Source organism: Marinagarivorans sp. (assembly GCF_982758155.1).
Genome location: NZ_CEXWTU010000027.1, coordinates 1 through 16,403, shown reverse-complemented (window position 1 = coordinate 16,403; position 16,403 = coordinate 1). Strand labels below are relative to the sequence as shown.

Sequence of the window (16,403 nt, the reverse complement as noted above, 5' to 3'; positions counted from 1 at the left end):
ACTGAATTGGCTATGAATAAAATATACAAGGCGTTGATTTGTACTCTTGCCGTTTGTGGTGGAGCTATTTCCGAGCTTCATGCACAAGAAGGTGCTGTGATAGAGCTCGGTCAGCAGCTAGAAGATCGGCAACAAGAGGTGAAGTATTTAGAGCAGGAGATAGGTTTTGCTCAACTTCGTCGCAAGGCGTCACAGGAAAAGCTCAAGGCTTATGAAAAGGATTTAGATGAAAAGCAGGATGAGCTTAAAAAAGCTCAGCTGCGTTATTCTGGCAATCCCTCCAATGAAAACGAACAGTTTCTGCGCAATACCGAGCAGCGTATAGAGCTTGCTGAGCTCAGCATTAAATCACGTGTATCTTCCGTGGTTAGGTTAGAGACTAAAGAGCGCGAGCTTACCGAGAAACTTGAGCAGTACCGTACAGAGCTCAGTTCTTTATCTGGAGAGTTACATAAAGAACAGCTTGCCCAGAAGGTGGCTCAAAAGACGCGAAGCCTTAAGTCAGAGTTGGAATCGCAGGCGGCTTTATTGCAAAAGCGCCTAACAACCTTGCAGCGTGAAAACGAGCGCATACGCCAAATTTCGCAAACTGAAACCGAGAAACGTGAGCAAGCGGAAGAGCGCGCTACTTTAGCAGAGGAGCGCGCAAGGTCTGCTGAATTGGCGTTAACGCAATACCACCAAGCTAACTCACTCGATACCGAAGATGTGGTCGCCGAAGAGGGAAGCTTGGGTGCTCGTGAGCGAGCGCAAGCCGAAATGGACCGTGTTCGCGAGAAGCTTGCGGGTGGTGAGCTTGACGGCAGTAGCGTGAATTTACATTTGAAAGGTGATAGTGGTGCTGACTACGGAATGTTTCAGTATCTAGGCGCGCAGCAGTATCGGGCTGATGCTGTTATTCATCAGAGCGTGTCTCGCTTTCGTGTCGCGGGCAGAACTTATCAGGTTAAAGTGTCTGATGCGGGTTTAGGTGAAGAATTTGTGTTTCTCTACGATATGACCGATGCCGACAAGCCCCGCTTTGTAACCTTTAAGAAGTCTTTACTTGAAGGTGGCGGGGTTGTAGCGAAGGAGTAAATTGAAATTTAGAGCTTCTTAGTGAGGGCAATATTTTTTAATAAAATCTGCGTGACTAGGAGCGGATGCTGCGCACTTCTTAATTACAGTCTCTGTGCTGTGCATAAAGGCAGTCATTTTTTCGTTAGTGAGTGCGTCAGCGAGTGGTGAGTAGCCTTTGCTAGTAATGCCCTGTCCGTTAAGAACCGCAAGCCAGCTAGATTCCCCAAAGAGGTCGTTGGGTGGTCGTTGAATTCTCCCAGTTTCTTGGTAAAGATGGATCTTCTCCTTAAGCGTTTCTGGAATATCCATGCTCTTGCAGTAGCGCCAGAACTCATCCTCCTTCCGGTCATTTGCGTAGTAGTGCAAAATAATGAAGTCTCTGATGCTTAAATATTCGTCATCTACTTGCTTATTAAACTGCCTCCTCTCTGCTTCAAAATCATTTTTCCTAGGTAAAAGTCCTAAGAATTTTGAAATAGTAGATTGTACTAGGTGAATACTTGTTGATTCTAGAGGTTCTAAAAAACCGCTCGACAAGCCGATAGATAGGCAGTTTTTATGCCAAACCTCTGATCGTTTACCTGTTTGAAAACTAATGACTTTAGGTGAAAATTCACCCTCCTTGAGCTCAAGGTTCTTGCAAAAAGTAGAAGCTGCCTCATCTTCGCTAATAAATGAGTCGCTATACACATAGCCGTTTCCTGTTCGGTGTTGAAGAGGTATTTGCCATTGCCAGCCTACCCTTTGGGCGATGGAGCGAGTGAATGGGGGGATTTGTTTAAGCTGTTTTGTGGCAAATGCAAGTGCTTTGTTGGCTGGTAGTTGTTTGCTCCAATCGTCATAGCTCACCTTTAGGGCTCCATCTATAAGAAGTCCTTTGAACCCGCTGGCGTCAATGAAAAAGTCAGCTTTTATCTCTTTGTTGCTAGCGAGTGTAACGCTCTCAATATAGCCGTTTTTATCTGAAAGTTTGACTCGTGTAACTTCACCTTCAATACGTGATACGCCTGCAGCTTCAGCAATTCCTCTTAAGTGCTTAGCATAAAGGGAGGCGTCAAAATGGTATGCGTACGCTATTTGCGACAGAGGTGAATTGTTAATGTTCTGCGGCAGAAGAAACTTATTGTTGTTACAGAGGGATGCGTTAATTGAGTAGCTTTCAAGGGTTTCAGGGGACTGCTCTATAAAATGTTTTCTAAGCCAATAATGCTGAAAGTCTAAGTTGTTAATAGGGCGTCCATATGGTCCGAACGGATGATAATAGCTAGTCCCTTTTTTTTGCCAATCAACAAATTGAATTGCAAGCTTGAAGGTTCCTTGGCATTGCTTCATGAATTCAGCTTCATTTACGCCTATTATCTTGTTGAATGTCCTTATTTGTGGGATCGTGGCCTCCCCTACACCTACTGTTCCTATCGCATCCGACTCTATTAATGTGATTTTACAGTGATTGCTGGGGAGGACTTTCGCTAATGCAGCTGCCGTCATCCAGCCTGCCGTGCCGCCGCCAACAATTGCAATGTTTTGTATGTTATTTTGCATTTTTTTCACTATGGTTGATAACTCGATATACGAGATCATACATTTTTAATAAATTCGCTTCTCTTTTTTCTTGAGAGACGTTCATACTGCTGGCGTCAATGTACCGCTGTTGGTAGCCCAGTGCAGTCAGTAGTATTGGCCATTGTCTATCTTGGATAACGGGTGTGTTTTCTGGGTAGATATGCCCTGCTGTTTCAAATAAAGCGATGCGGCTTTTGTTGGAGCTTGTAAGTAGTTCTTTTTTGTCGAGTGTGCTGGCAATAAAAATATTATCAACATCAATGATTTGGTTGGCGACCTTGTTTGAATTTCGATTGAATATCTTCATATGAGAGGGGGTATGCGTGCTTGCGGGCCACATTTCAGCTAAGTGCAAAACCTGTTTGTGTAATAAAGTATTGGCCCCGTAAATTATTGACGGAGTTTGTAGGCTGCCCCCCCCCATTGCTATACAGTTTTTTGTCCATGGTGAGCGGGTGGACCAGCCCGCGTTTGAGCTATGCTGCGAATCGAAATCTAGGGACCTTATGTGCGTCTCTTTTCTTAGCGGTGTTGTTGTTTCTATTGTTTTATTTTTTTTGCTAATACGAATACTACTGGCATATATGTTTTTCGGCACTGCCTTATTTGAATTGTAAGTTGTACTCCAAGAGGGAATTGAGTCTATTAGGCTTTCAGTGTTTGGGGTTAAATGCTTTGTGAGTTCGCGTTCGCTTGAGCAATCAATATATAGGGTGTGCTCTGGAATCTTGATATGATTAACAAATACTTTGCTTATACCATGATTGCCGACTTCTATGTTAGTTGTTTCACCGTACAATATTTTAATATTTATTGATTTAGCTAGTTCAATCAGTAGGTTGTAGTAAAGACTCTCTTCAAATGAGTAGCCATAGCGTACTGTGCTTAAAATGGAGTTCTTATCTTGAGACGGCGGGATGAATTTCGCTCTTGCAGCTAATTGAGCGCTAAGAGAAAAGCTGTCCATTGCTGGTTTTTGTGGATGAGAGCATGATTTCCAAAGTTGATGGAAGCAGATGCCATCTGTAACAAAGCCATAATCGCCATCCGAAAAGTAGAATTCATTTTCGGGTGTTTGAATATTGTAAGCGAGGTGAGGGGTTGCTTGGGTTGCAGAGGCAAATATTTTTTCCGAAAGCCCAATCTCATTGTGGAAACTACGAAAATCATTAGGTGTTGATACTGCTCTATTGGCGGAATCTTGTTGTTTTAAGCATACGGTTAACTGCGTACTTAAATCGGGAACCTTTCTTGAAAGGGTAATGGCTGTGAGCAGGGGAGAAAGGCCGCTTCCATAGATGAATGCGCTGGTCACTTTATTCATTATGAAAATACTCCGTAAAAACCCAAATTAGCTGTTGGCCATGTGGCATCTTCGCTCATGTTATTTTTGAGGGCATCAGCGTGAGATGGAAGACTGTTTACAGCGTAATCGCATTGTTGTTTGTATGACTGGAGTTGTTTCAGTATTGTTTGTGGCGAAAGGCTATTTATTGCTGGATGATATTCTTCAGGTATTATATTTTGGCCTATGCACACCGCAATCCAGCTGGGGGGGAGAAATAAGCCGTCGCTATACCGAGTGATATGTCCGCTGGACTTAAAGCCCTCCATGATTTCTTTTAGGCTTTCTGGTAGCTCCATTGTTCTGCAGTGGTCCCAAAACGGTGAATCGTTTCGCTGTGTAGCGCAATAGTGCAGAATAATAAAATCTCTAGCTCTTTCGTATTCAACTGTAATTTGTCGGTTGAATTCGTTTTTTTGGGCTGTAAAGTCTTTCGATGCTGGAAATAACTCGATTAGCTTTGTAATAGAGGCTTGGATTAAGTACAGACTTGTCGACTCTAAAGGTTCTAGGAATCCACTGGATAACCCAATTGCCACGCAGTTGTTTACCCAGCTTTGTTTTCTTCTGCCTGCAGTAAAGCTGATTTTTTTTGGGGGTGCGAGCAGTTCTTCTTCAAGGTTGTTGCAAAATAGTGCCTCTGCGTTATCGTCCGACAAGTGTTTGGATGAATAGACTAGGCCGTTTCCATTTCTGTGCTGTAAAGGGATTTTCCACTGCCAGCCTGCGGTTTGCGCTGTGGCGGTTGTAATTGTTGGGATGGTATCGCTGGGTGCGGTTGGGGCGGCAAAAGCCGAGTCACACATTAACCAATGGCTCCAGTTTTCAAACCCTGCTTTAAGCTCTTGTTCGATAAGTAGTGCCCTAAAACCAGAGCAGTCAATAAAAAAGTCTCCATGTATGGTTTTTCCATTGTCGAGTACAACGCTGGTGATATCGTTGCTACTTTGGTTTTTTTTAACTTCAGTTATCTTTCCTTCAATGCGAATCACTTTATTTTTTGTGCAGCGCTCCCTTAGTAGTAGGGCGTATTTAGATGCGTCAATATGGAATGCATAAGCAAAAGATGCTAGCGGTGATGTTGGGTCGCTACTGGGGTGGCTAAAGGTTCCCATTCGGGCTGCCTGTATTGCGGGAGAGTAGTCAAATAGTGAATCTTGATTGCCACACTCTTTTGATTTTAGCCAGTAATGATGAAAACCTGGATCACTTTTAGGGGGACCAAATATACCAAACGGGTGGACGTAGCTGTCTCCAATCTGACCCCAGTCTTTAAAATCAATACCCAGTTTATAGGTAGCATTAGTTTTTCGAAGCAGTTCGTTTTCATCAATTCCAAGTGTAGTATTGAAGTAACGCAAGTGCGGAATAGTGGCTTCGCCCACGCCCACAGTACTTATGCTATCGGATTCAATTAATGTTATTGATGTGAGATGTTTTCCTAAAGTGTGATCTAGGGCTGCGGCTGTCATCCAGCCCGACGTTCCGCCGCCGACAATGACAATATTCATGGGTGCGTTCATATCTGGTTGGGGTATCTTTTAGGTGTTCGGTTGAGTTTTTATATAGGTTTTATTTCTGGCAAAAAAAAGGCACAACCAGATGGTTGTGCCTTTTGGGTTTGTCGGACTTTAGAATACAGCCTGAAGAGATAAGCCAAAGCGACGATCATTCATGAAGAAGCTACGTGGCGTTCTATTACCATCAGCATCATGTTGGATCGAAGTTCTGGTAACTTCATTCAGTAGGTTGTTCGCTTCAATGCCAACCTTGATTTGATCTGTAATTGAGTAACTAGCAGACCAGTCAAGTTGTCCTGTTCCTTCACCGTAAACGGCCGCAAAGGCAATCACATCACGAGAATCTAGTAGGTATGACGAACGATGGCTGTAAGCAAAGCGCGTTTGGAATGTTCCGTTATCGTAGAATAATACCAAGTTGGAATTATGCTTAGATAGCCCTTCAATCGGCAAGCCGGGGAAGTTACGGAACTGAGCATTGTTATAGGCCGCTTTTTGCTCGTCAGTTGCATCTGCAGGTGGTGCAACCGGCTCTATACCAGTACTAAATTCAGTGGCTCTTCCGTCAACAAAGGTATAGCTCGTTTGTATGCCGAAGTTTTCCAATGATTCGTGCATCCAGCCAAACGTGCCTTGGTAAGCTAGTTCGTAACCTTGAACTCTTGCTTTGCCGGCGTTGACTTTTTGCGTCACAGTCACGTCTTGAGTTAAGTCTGCTCTAGGGTTATAGACTGACTCTGTCGTGGTTGCGTCGCGCAGGAAGTTACGAATGTTTTTGTAGAAGAAGGTTGATGTGAAAGAGCCTAAATCATCAAAGTACCACTCAAACGCTAAATCGTAGTTCGAGGATAGCTCTGGCTGTAGATTCGGGTTACCTGCGCCGTTGGCAAAAAAGCCGTTGCTCTTGACTCCCGACGGATAGTCTACTGCTGTTGCTTCAGTGGCAACGTAGTATGTTGAAGGGTCTGCTGGATTGTAGTTTGCTAAACTCAGGTCGGGAGTGTCTGGTTGAGTAAAGCTAACATAAACGGGGTCCGCTGTAGTGGCTCCGTCTGCATCAACCGCTTCGCCTGACGAATTGACTAGGTAAAGAGGTGCCTGCCCTTCCGTTTCAACTCGAGAACCGATATTGCGTTGGTTTCGAACATCAAGAAGAGTCGGAAGATAAATGGCCTCAGATGCAGCTACTCGCATGATAAGCTCGTCGGTTAGCTCGATCTTAAGGTTAAAGCTAGGTAGTACGCGGGTGAACTCTTCACCTGTAATTGTTGTGGGATCCCCGGCCGAATCGGTTGAATAGTTGACTACATCTGCCGGTAGTGGAGTTGTCCAGCCTGGTAAGCCTGCTGCGTTTCGTTGGGCATTGGTGGCGGCTGCTTGAGGTGATATTGACGGGAAGTTAATGGCGCCGGTGTTTTCTAGCTGCCAAGATACGTAGCGTAAACCTGCGTTACCTGAGTAGCGAATATCGCTGTCTTCGCTACCAAAGTCTACACGAACGTAGGCGGCACTGCGATCTTCGTTATAATTGTATACTTCGCTAGGCAAAAAGTAGGAGTTCGCCATTACTCCAGGCCTGTTTTGCGCTGGAACCCAAGCATCGTCTGTTTGCTTGATTGTTGCTGTGGTGTTGCCATCAGCGTCTTTAGTATAGGGCGAGTTGAATATGTCGTTTAGGTGCACGTTATCTTCGAGAGCGGATAGTGCAGGGAACCAGAAGGTATCGCGCTGAGTTAATGCATTTCCGTCAAAGTGCTGACCGAAACTGTATTGCTCTGCATAGCCGGTAGCAAGAACGTTGTCGTTTATATAGCTTGGCCCTGCCCATCTCTCAGAAATGCTGCCCCAGTTGTAGGTGCTTTCCTGAAAATCCACCTCTTTATTTGAAACGCGAAGGCCTGCTTCTACACTGGTCACCCAAGCATCATCAAACAGATATTTACCATCTATTTGGAAGGCTGTCTCGGTGCCTTCGTTATCAGAGAAGTGATCCATCGCAGAGCGCGGTGCATAAGCTGAAGCTTGATCTAAATCGCCGGCGTAGTAGTTAGCTGCGTCGCCGTTAGGGTCGCCGAAAGTTGTGTCAATAAACTCTACTCTTGGTTCATTTTTTGATCTTAGATCTAAATAAACGTTAGAGTAAAACTTGTTCATTGCCGACAAATCTTTAATTGTTGCCGTGGCGTCAACAAGTTGGAAGTCTGTCGTTATGGTGAGGTTATCGTTGGGAGCGTATTCCAAGTTGAACGATATATCGTTAATGGTCCGCTCATCTTCACGAGAGCGTGCACCAGCGATAAAGAAAGTGGGTGGGCGAGGGGCCCAGCCTGCATCTTGAACTACGCTGTTGTAGTTAAATGTGCCTGAAGTAAAGTGACATGGGACTCGCGTAACGCTTCCGCCTTCAGGGCAGTCGAAGGTGTAATCATCGCCCAGTCCAATAGTGCCATCACTTCCGTCGCCGTCAAAAGGCCCATTAAATGGCTGCTCTGGAAATTCAACGTAATGCTCGCTCCACGATAAGGTAGAGTCTGAGCGAATAAACTCTAAGGTTGCTTTTACTGTTTCGCTTGGGTTGGCCCATTGTAAGGAGCCTGTTAAGCCTAAGCGGTCTCTGTCATTCTGCTGCTGCCGGACAGATGGAGCTGCAGGAACGATGGGTAGGACCGAGTCGTTTATAGAGGTTTCCTGAGTTTCGAAATAGTTGTATATGCCTATTCCGTCACCTTGAGTTGTTAGGTTGGATGCGGAAATAGATAACAGTGCGCCAAACTTACCAGCGTCAGTTTCCCATACGTTACTAACAAGCCCTGAGATTGAAGGGCTCCAGTCTTCAATTAAATCACCATAAGAGCCTTTAGCTGTTACAAATGCTTGGAACTCTTCTTTATCGAAAGGCTTACGCGTGATTAGGTTGATGGTTCCAGATGTACCGCCTTCGGTAACATCGGCAGTCGAGTTTTTAACGACCTCAACCGAGCCAATCATTTCTGGTGGGATATCTGAAAAGTTCAGTCCACCTTCTGCGCCAGCACTAAAGGAATCGCGGCCGTTAAATTCACTGCGAACACGGTTCAATCCACGAATAGTTACACCGCCACCTTCTACGGCAAAGTGATCTGGATCGCCTGATGCTTCAAAGCGTTCAATGGCAACACCAGGTACTCGCTGGAGTGCTTCCACAACAGATTTGTCTGGAAGTGCACCAATGTCACTGGCTGTAATTACATCTTTAACTGTTGATGCCTCACGCTTGATGTCCTGAGCGTTTTGTAAACTTTGTTGAATACCATAAACAACCACTTCTTCCAGCAATGCTGGGTCGTCGCTATTGGTTTCTTGTGCTTGTACGTGTGCTGCAGTTGCAGCCATTACACAAGCGGCGATGGTTGAACGCTTAAATAGTTTGCGTCCTGTTTGAGTTTTCATTGTCATGGCGTAGCTCCCCCTTCAAAGATTAATGCTTAAGCCTTAATAAAAATAAGTCCGTAGAACTTTGTTTAGTGCTCGTTAGTGTAGCTTAAGAGACTAAAGGTAGTTCAATTTTGTGGATAAGGGTACTTAGCGTATGCATTGCATTTGCTCGTCACACCTTATTGGACGGGGCTAGGATACGGCAAAAAAAACTAAGAAAAAACCCCTAAAGTACATAGCTCAGGCTGCCGACGGCACTATTTTCATTATTTACGTTTTTTTGGGGTGGATAAAACCCGCTCTTGTATCTGAACCTGTAAAGGTTTATAACCTTGGTCAATTTTTGACAAGCTGTAATACAGGACAAAAGTATGGCTTTTGATAGTGGTTCTGCCATTAGCGCGCGACCGGAAAGTTTTACAATTAAAGGCGCGCTGCTCCCGATGACGCTGTTAGAGCTTCGCAGTAATGATCTTGTACAGGTCGAGGGTGAGCTGCGCGGCAAGGTAAAGGCTTCCCCTGATTTTTTTTCGGGAAGCCCGATTGTGCTGAGTGTGGAAGTTTTAGAGGGGGTTGAGGTTTCTTTCTTAGCGGGTTTACTAATACTTTGTCGTGAACTTGATTTTAGATTGGTTGGTTTAAAAGGTGGCGGAGCTGTCGTGAGTGATTTTGCTGCAGAGCAAGCTTTAGCACACTTCCCGGCTGGCAAGACAAAGCCGGTTGGTGTTTCTCGGGGGAGTGTTGTTGAGCACCCAAGGGAGCAGGTGGCTGCGCAAGAAAAAAAAGTGGCGGTACCCACAAAGACCGTCAATACTCCGATACGATCTGGTCAGCAGATATTCTCGGAAGGCGATTTAATTGTGTTGGCACCTGTTTCGGCGGGGGCTGAACTGTTGGCTGTGGGTAATATTCATGTGTATGGCCCCATGAGAGGGCGTGCATTAGCTGGCGTGCAGGGTGATGAATCGGCGCGTATCTTTTGTATGAGCCAAGAAGCGGAGTTGGTTTCTATTGCTGGGCACTTTATGATTGACGAAAATTTGCGCGATTCTTGCTGGAAGGGCGCGGCGCAAATCTATTTTGATGGTGATCAACTTCAGGTTGAGTCGATTGCTGGCTTATTTTCTTAAACATTTTTAAAGGGTTTTATTGTGGCCAAAGTAATTGTGATGACTTCGGGCAAGGGGGGCGTTGGGAAGACGACCTCGAGTGCTGCAATTAGTAGTGGTTTAGCTATGGCGGGTCACAAAACGGCCGTCATTGATTTTGATATCGGGTTGCGCAACTTGGATCTGATTATGAATTGTGAACGCCGTGTTGTTTATGATTTCGTCAATGTAATCAATGGTGAGTCAACACTGCGTCAGGCTTTGATTAAGGATAAGCGTTGCGAAAACCTTTATATCTTACCGGCATCGCAAACGCGCGATAAAGATGCCCTTACGCAAGATGGCGTTGAAAAGGTGTTAAAAGAACTGGCTGATGACGGCTTTGAGTACATTATTTGTGATTCTCCTGCGGGTATTGAGCATGGCGCGTTTATGGCGCTGTATTTTGCCGATGAGGCGATTGTGGTTGCAAACCCTGAAGTATCATCTGTGAGGGATTCCGATCGTATTCTGGGTATCTTGCAGAGTAAGTCGCGCAAAGCAGAGCTTGGCGAAAGGGTTAAAGAGCATCTATTGTTAACACGCTATAACCCTGAGCGTGTTGAAAAGGGTGAAATGCTTGCCGTGAGCGATGTAGAGGAAATTCTGGCCACAAAGCTGCTTGGTGTGATTCCTGAGTGTACTTCGGTGCTTAAAGCGTCCAACCAAGGTGTTCCGGTTATTCATGATGATCAAAGTCGAGCAGGTTTAGCCTACGGTGATGCGGTTTCACGCTTACTGGGTGAGGAAGTAGAGCATCGATTTTTGATGCCTGAGCATAAAGGCTTGTTCAGGCGTTTATTTGGCAGGAGGAGCGCATGAGTTTTTTTGATTATTTTACGCGCAATAAGCATGATACTGCTTCAATCGCCAAAGAGCGGCTGCAGATTATTGTTGCGCATGAGCGTTCAAAGCGTGCGCAGCCAGAGTATCTAGCCGCTTTACAGAAAGACATAATGGAAGTTATTCGCAAATACGTGGATATCGATACTAATAGTATTGAGGTTCAGTTGGAGAATAATGGTGATTGCTCAGTGCTTGAGCTGAATGTCACTTTGCCAGATTAGGGGCGAGGAAACAATATTTCATCCACTAATGCTTGATCTCGACCTCCTTACCTTCGTTGTTCAAAGCGTTACATGCCCCGGCATGCGCCCCTTTAAGCGCCTCGATAAGAAAGCCGATCTCTTCGCCTAATTGGATAAACTATTATTGCCTCGTCCCTTAGGCTGCGATCGCAGGCCTTTTTATGGCGCGGTAAGTCTCACCTTTACATTTTGTCACAGCTAAATAGTTGAGGGCGTCGTCTTGGGTTGCTAAGGTGGCGCCTTCATTTTTTACGGTTCCTAGAATAACAATGACTGTTCAAAACCCCTTATTTGCCTTTTGCGGGCGACACAAATCGTGGCTGGTCCCTGGCCTCTTGTTGGCTATGTCGTTATTGGTCTATCTTGCCGGTATTCAGTATCCCAAGTCGATGTTTTGGGATGAGAATTATCACGTTGTCTCTGCACAAAAACATGTTGATGGCATGATGTATATGGAGCCTCACCCTCCGCTTGGGAAAATGCTGCAGGGCCTGAGTGAAGCTGTATTTAATCCGAACGAAAGTGTTGATTTGTCTTCGTTGTTAAAAACGGATTACCTCAAGGGCAGCGACATGCCTAAAGGGATGGAGTTCTGGGCTTATCGCCTACCATCAGCCTTGATGATGGCCTTGTCTGTGTGGTTTCTTTATCAAATTCTATTCAGAATTACGCGATACCGCCCGATAGCCTTTGTGTTTTCGCTATTTGTTATCTTTGATAATGCGATGGTTCTGCATTCTCGCGCGGCAATGCTGGAGGGGATTCAGTTCTTTTTTATTCTGTTGTCGATTTGGTATTTCGTTCGTACTGTCACTAATAAAGAACCTATTACTCTTAAAAACTACCTTATATTAGGGGTGAGTGTTGGCTTGTCGGTGGCGACAAAAGTTAACGGGTTGGTGTTGAGCTTGTTGTTGGGGATGCTGCTGTTAGAAGACAAGGGTTTGGCCTTGCTTGGCAAGCAATTCCTTTCTGTTCTCGAGCGTGCGGTTTTAGGGGCGTTGGCTTTCTTTGCTGGTTTGGCGGCGGTTTTTTGTTTGACTTTTTATGTTCATATTGGTTTGGGTACAGAGATTACTCCTGGAAAGACGTACAAAGCATCACCCGAATATTTGGCTTCTATTAAAGAAAATGGCGGCTTTAGTCCTACAACTTTTCGGCTGGGCTTTAAGGACCATCTGCGTTATATGTCAGAGTATGCTGGTGGCGTTCCTCGTCTTGATGTTTGTAAGGAAACTGAAAATGGTAGCTACTATGCCAAGTGGCCCTTTGGTGGGAAAGGTATTAATTATCGCTGGAGTAAAAACGTAGTTGATGGGGTTACCAAGGTTAGTTATTCCTATCTTGTTGGAAACCCGCTGATTTGGCTTTCGGTTATTGCGGGAATTTTGCTCGCGATTGTCTTGATTTTAGGGCGATTTGTTTTTGATCTTCCTGTCAAAGATGAGCGCTTGTATATGTATATTCTGTATTTTAGTGGCCTTTACCTCAGTTACATGATTGCTATCGCTCAGATTGATCGCGTTATGTATTTGTATCATTATTTTGTACCCTTACTTTTCGGTATTATTAATGCTGCGCTAGTTTTCGCTTATGTATTCAAAAACCCTTTGCAGCAAGGCTCTCGTTTAACGTGGGTTAATCTTGGGGTGCTGGGGTTCTTGGTTGTTGCGATGTTTGCTTATTTCTCCCCATTTACATTTGGTATACCCATTACGGAAGCTCAGTTTGAGCTGCGTAATTGGTTTTCTCTTTGGGATATTGAGGTGGTGAGATAGCGTATGAATAAGTTAATTCAGTGGTCTCGTTGCGCATTGGCGCTCACGTTGGCTCAGCCTAAAGAGGTGGGTTTTTTGGGGTTGATTGTTTTGTTCTTGGGGGTGGCTATTTATAAGTCGACACCACCTATGATAGATAAGACGTTTGAGCTGCATATCCACAAAAACAAGACAGCAATCAAAAGCGTTTCTCAAGAGCGTGATATCAGTCAGAGCAAAACTGTGTGGGTTGATAGCTTGATGCTAAAAGATGGGGTTCGAATAATGCATCCTAAGTTGGGCGCTATCGGCTTCAGTGATACATTTTTTATTGATGTAGAATCTGATTTTAAGGTTAAAAAGGCAGGCGTTTATTATTTTATTCCGGGTAGCGATGATGGTTTTTCGCTTGATGTTGATGGTAAGCGCTTGTGTGCTTTTGAGAAGGATCGCCCTTATGCTACGCAGCGTTGTCGGGTTGAGCTGGATGAAGGTACGCACAACTTTAAACTATCCTATTTTCAGGGTGGCGGCCATGCTGGGTTAACACTGGCTTATCAGTTTAAAGGGGATCGAAAGCGTCGCTGGATGGGTGAAAATAGCGGTTATCTCAGTTTCGATTAAGATTCACCTACCTTTTCAAAAGCCCTCGTTAATACGGGGGCTTTTTCGTTGGGGTGTTACTTTTGTGGTAGGACACTAACCATTCAACAAGTAGCTTAACGCGCTCTAATCGGTACCGGCCTGGCGGGTAAACGATGTTGCAGGGGCGTTCCTGCTGGTGCCAGTCCGGCATAATGGGGGTGAGCCGCCCGTGTTGAATCGCGCTGTCGACATAGAGTGAGGGTAGGCGACCAATGCCCAACCCCGCTTCGCAGGCGGCCATCATGATGAGGCCGTTGGCGCAGCTGAGCTGAGGGGTTACTTTGTATTCGCAGCTTTCATTCTCTCGCGAAAAACTCCAGTTTGTTAGGCTGCCTGCAATAATACGATGGCTCCCTAGTTCGCGCGGATGTCCGGGCTCTCCGTGGGATGCGACGTATTCGGGGCTTGCTACCATCGTGGGGCGATACAGGCAAAGTTGTCTGGCGACCAGGGATGAGTCGTCCAGCGGGCCCATGCGAATAGCAAGATCGAACTGGCTTGCAATCAAGTCTTGGTGCGTTGAGCTGAAATCGAGAGCCACCTGAATGTTTGGGTGTTGTTGCATAAAGCTGATAATGGCCGGTGCAATGTATTGCTCGCCAAAAATCCCACCCACTGATGTAATTTGAATCACGCCGCTAATACTTGCTTGCACAGCTTGCAGGTTTGTCTCTGCCTGTTCGACAAGCTGAAGAGCTTGTCGGCACTCGTTAACGAAAGCGCTACCGGCCTCGGTCAGTTTGAGTTGGCGTGTTGTGCGATGGAACAGTTGAACTTGGTAGTGGGCTTCGAGCTTTTTAATTTGTTGGCTTAAGTACGCTTTTGAGCAATTCAGCCTGTCGGCGGCCAGTGTGAGGCTTTGATTGTCGGCAACGGCAATTAACGCGGCTATGCGTTTCAGATTTTCTGTTTTCATATGTAAACAATCTTTTAACTTTGAGGGTGATGATAAACAGTTGTTGTGCCGTTAGGCTAGCTCAATTGTTTATTCTGAGTGTGAAAGGTGGGTTGAAGATGATGGATACGGTTGATTGTGCGCGGGGCGTGATGGAAAAGCGGTTGCTGGGTAAGAGTGGTCTTGTGACATCGGCAATTGGTTTGGGGTGTTGGCAATTGGGGGGCGATTTTGGTCCTGTGGATAATGTGCGTGCGTTTTCCGTGTTGGCGGCGGCCGATAAGTGCGGTGTTAACTTTTGGGATACGGCGGATGTTTACGGCTCTGGTTTGAGTGAGAGTCGTATGGGGGCCTGGCAAAGACAGAATCCTGAATCTCGAGTGATTGTAAGTAAAGTTGGGCGCAATAGTGAGCTGCATCCTAGCGGGCACCAATATGATCGCATGCGCAGGAGTATTGAGGGTACGTTGGAGCGCTTGCAGGTGGGCTCTTTAGATTTGGTACAGTTGCATTGCATCCCTTTCGAAGTCTTAAAGGGGGATCAAGTATGGCGCTGGCTGGAGGATTTTCGTTCGGAAGGCTTAATCAAGCATTATGGCGCCAGTGTTGAGACTGTTGAGGAGGGGTTGGAATGTTTGCGGCGTCCGGGCTTGGCGTCACTGCAGATTATCCTAAATATATTTAGGCAGGATGCGGTTGATGAATTGCTGCCCGCTGCGCAAGCCGCTGGCGTTGGTATTATTGCGCGGTTACCTTTGGCGAGTGGTTTGTTAACCGGTAAATTCACCGGGCAAACCCATTTTGATCGTAGCGATCACCGTCACTTTAATGCTGATGGTCAGGCGTTTAATGTAGGTGAAACCTTTTCTGGTTTAGGGTTGGAGAAGGGTGTAGAGCTTGCAGAGAAGCTAAAAGAAATTCTGCCGGATAATGTTCCGATGGCGCAATTGGCTTTGCGTTGGATATTGGACTTCCCGCAAGTCAGTTCTGTTATTGCGGGTGCTAGTTGTGTTGAGCAGGTGCAGCAAAATGCGGCAGCGGCGGTATTGCCCCCGTTGTCGAAAGAGTTACATCAGCAACTTCGTGACTTTTATTTTAATGACGTGCGCCCTTTGGTGCGTGGTAGCATTTGATAGTCTTTAATCGTAAAAAAATAGCGGTGTAGTTTATGGCGGTAACAATTGGTGGGAAGTGGGCCCTAGTAACGGGGGCTAGTCGAGGTGTGGGGCAGCAAATTGCGTTGGGCTTGGCGGGCCGTGGTGTAAATTTGGTTATCCAGTCTCGCGATATTGGGAATCAGGCTGCAACGATGGCTTTGCTGGAAGGGAAGGGCGTTAAGGTGCATCAGGTGGAGGCTGACCTGGAGGATCCGGAGAGTATATCGGCAATGGCTATTCAGGCGGATAACCTAAGTGGCGGCATTGATATTCTTTATAATAATGCGGCGATTATGACGCAGTACTTGAGTCTTTTTGATGTGCCGGCTGAGGACTATCATCGAAGCTTTCAGGTTAACGTTTATGCCGTTATTCAATTGTGCAATTATTTTGCCCCGCGTATGAAGGTGCGTGGTTTTGGCCGAATTATTAATACAACGTCGGGCATTAAAGATACCCCTCATTTGGATGCATACAGTATTACCAAGGCGGCGCTGGATAAGTACACCCGCGACCTTGCTGTTGAGTTAGGCGATACAGGGGTGTTGGCGAATTTGTTTGACCCTGGTTGGTGCCGGACAGATTTGGGTGGGCCAGAGGCGTGGAATGATGTGAGCTCGGTAATCCCCGGTGCTTTATTACCTGCAATGTTGGCTAAAAAGGGTGATGAGGAGCCGCGGGCCATGCTGTTCGCAGCGCAAGACTATGCGGGTATTGATATCTAATCAGTTGGGTTTTTTTGAGGCCCGAGAGCTTTAGGGGCGAGGCAATAATAGTTTATCCAATTAGGCGAATAGATCGACTTTCTTATC

At 45.8% G+C, this 16,403-nt stretch carries 13 protein-coding genes; 8 read left to right on the top strand and 5 right to left on the bottom strand.

Annotated features, from left to right (window positions below; all coding sequences use genetic code 11):
* Positions 1 to 12 precede the first annotated feature (12 nt).
* Complete coding sequence (locus AC3A8L_RS05310; RefSeq protein ID WP_487961198.1) at positions 13 to 1,077, top strand: hypothetical protein; 1,065 nt, start codon at positions 13 to 15, stop codon at positions 1,075 to 1,077.
* An 18-nt stretch (positions 1,078 to 1,095) separates the two neighbouring features.
* Here AC3A8L_RS05310 and AC3A8L_RS05305 read toward each other — a convergent pair whose 3' ends face one another.
* From AC3A8L_RS05305 to AC3A8L_RS05290, 4 genes are all read right to left on the bottom strand, one after another.
* On the bottom strand, positions 1,096 to 2,601 hold the full coding sequence (locus AC3A8L_RS05305; protein WP_487961197.1) for a tryptophan halogenase family protein: 1,506 nt from the start codon (positions 2,599 to 2,601) through the stop codon (positions 1,096 to 1,098).
* A complete protein-coding gene (locus tag AC3A8L_RS05300) occupies positions 2,591 to 3,946 on the bottom strand; it encodes a tryptophan 7-halogenase (protein ID WP_487961196.1) in 1,356 nt (451 codons plus the stop codon). Before AC3A8L_RS05300 ends, AC3A8L_RS05305 begins: the two co-directional genes overlap by 11 nt.
* Complete coding sequence (locus tag AC3A8L_RS05295) at positions 3,946 to 5,478, bottom strand: tryptophan halogenase family protein (protein WP_487961195.1); 1,533 nt, start codon at positions 5,476 to 5,478, stop codon at positions 3,946 to 3,948. The genes AC3A8L_RS05300 and AC3A8L_RS05295 overlap by 1 nt, the downstream gene beginning before the upstream one ends.
* A gap of 120 nt (positions 5,479 to 5,598) precedes the next feature.
* Positions 5,599 to 8,922, bottom strand: coding sequence for a TonB-dependent receptor (locus AC3A8L_RS05290; protein ID WP_487961194.1), 3,324 nt, complete (start codon positions 8,920 to 8,922; stop codon positions 5,599 to 5,601).
* Positions 8,923 to 9,272: 350 nt separating this feature from the next.
* Between AC3A8L_RS05290 and minC the strand changes: the two genes are divergently transcribed.
* From minC to AC3A8L_RS05265, 5 genes are all read left to right on the top strand, one after another.
* A complete protein-coding gene (gene minC, locus AC3A8L_RS05285; protein WP_487961193.1) occupies positions 9,273 to 10,031 on the top strand; it encodes a septum site-determining protein MinC in 759 nt (252 codons plus the stop codon).
* A 21-nt stretch (positions 10,032 to 10,052) separates the two neighbouring features.
* Positions 10,053 to 10,871, top strand: a complete 819-nt coding sequence (gene minD / locus AC3A8L_RS05280; RefSeq protein WP_487961192.1) for a septum site-determining protein MinD — start codon at positions 10,053 to 10,055, stop codon at positions 10,869 to 10,871.
* The gene (gene minE / locus AC3A8L_RS05275; RefSeq protein WP_487961191.1) at positions 10,868 to 11,116 is read left to right on the top strand and encodes a cell division topological specificity factor MinE; all 249 of its coding nucleotides are present in this window, start codon (positions 10,868 to 10,870) and stop codon (positions 11,114 to 11,116) included. Before minD ends, minE begins: the two co-directional genes overlap by 4 nt.
* A gap of 290 nt (positions 11,117 to 11,406) precedes the next feature.
* Positions 11,407 to 12,915, top strand: a complete 1,509-nt coding sequence (locus AC3A8L_RS05270) for a phospholipid carrier-dependent glycosyltransferase (RefSeq protein WP_487961190.1) — start codon at positions 11,407 to 11,409, stop codon at positions 12,913 to 12,915.
* A gap of 3 nt (positions 12,916 to 12,918) precedes the next feature.
* On the top strand, positions 12,919 to 13,518 hold the full coding sequence (locus tag AC3A8L_RS05265; RefSeq protein WP_487961189.1) for a PA14 domain-containing protein: 600 nt from the start codon (positions 12,919 to 12,921) through the stop codon (positions 13,516 to 13,518).
* 28 nt (positions 13,519 to 13,546) lie between these two features.
* Here the strand turns inward: AC3A8L_RS05265 and AC3A8L_RS05260 are convergent, their stop codons facing one another.
* On the bottom strand, positions 13,547 to 14,455 hold the full coding sequence (locus tag AC3A8L_RS05260) for a LysR family transcriptional regulator (protein WP_487961188.1): 909 nt from the start codon (positions 14,453 to 14,455) through the stop codon (positions 13,547 to 13,549).
* Positions 14,456 to 14,553: 98 nt separating this feature from the next.
* Between AC3A8L_RS05260 and AC3A8L_RS05255 the strand changes: the two genes are divergently transcribed.
* Both AC3A8L_RS05255 and AC3A8L_RS05250 read left to right on the top strand, forming a co-directional pair.
* Positions 14,554 to 15,567 carry an aldo/keto reductase gene (locus tag AC3A8L_RS05255; protein WP_487961187.1) on the top strand — a complete coding sequence of 338 codons (1,014 nt, stop codon included), beginning with the start codon at positions 14,554 to 14,556 and terminating at the stop codon, positions 15,565 to 15,567.
* 35 nt (positions 15,568 to 15,602) lie between these two features.
* Entirely contained in the window at positions 15,603 to 16,316 is a 714-nt protein-coding gene (locus AC3A8L_RS05250; protein ID WP_487961186.1) for an SDR family NAD(P)-dependent oxidoreductase, read from the top strand.
* Positions 16,317 to 16,403 lie beyond the last annotated feature (87 nt).

Excerpts from the sequence above, each read along its gene's own strand:
- AC3A8L_RS05310 (WP_487961198.1), top strand. The coding sequence starts at position 13 with ATGAATAAAATATACAAGGCGTTGATTTGTACTCTTGCCGTTTGTGGT.
- AC3A8L_RS05305 (WP_487961197.1), bottom strand. The coding sequence starts at position 2,601 with ATGCAAAATAACATACAAAACATTGCAATTGTTGGCGGCGGCACGGCA.
- AC3A8L_RS05300 (WP_487961196.1), bottom strand. The coding sequence starts at position 3,946 with ATGAATAAAGTGACCAGCGCATTCATCTATGGAAGCGGCCTTTCTCCC.
- AC3A8L_RS05295 (WP_487961195.1), bottom strand. The coding sequence starts at position 5,478 with ATGAATATTGTCATTGTCGGCGGCGGAACGTCGGGCTGGATGACAGCC.
- AC3A8L_RS05290 (WP_487961194.1), bottom strand. The coding sequence starts at position 8,922 with ATGACAATGAAAACTCAAACAGGACGCAAACTATTTAAGCGTTCAACC.
- minC (WP_487961193.1), top strand. The coding sequence starts at position 9,273 with ATGGCTTTTGATAGTGGTTCTGCCATTAGCGCGCGACCGGAAAGTTTT.
- minE (WP_487961191.1), top strand. The coding sequence starts at position 10,868 with ATGAGTTTTTTTGATTATTTTACGCGCAATAAGCATGATACTGCTTCA.
- AC3A8L_RS05270 (WP_487961190.1), top strand. The coding sequence starts at position 11,407 with ATGACTGTTCAAAACCCCTTATTTGCCTTTTGCGGGCGACACAAATCG.
- AC3A8L_RS05265 (WP_487961189.1), top strand. The coding sequence starts at position 12,919 with ATGAATAAGTTAATTCAGTGGTCTCGTTGCGCATTGGCGCTCACGTTG.
- AC3A8L_RS05260 (WP_487961188.1), bottom strand. The coding sequence starts at position 14,455 with ATGAAAACAGAAAATCTGAAACGCATAGCCGCGTTAATTGCCGTTGCC.
- AC3A8L_RS05255 (WP_487961187.1), top strand. The coding sequence starts at position 14,554 with ATGATGGATACGGTTGATTGTGCGCGGGGCGTGATGGAAAAGCGGTTG.
- AC3A8L_RS05250 (WP_487961186.1), top strand. The coding sequence starts at position 15,603 with ATGGCGGTAACAATTGGTGGGAAGTGGGCCCTAGTAACGGGGGCTAGT.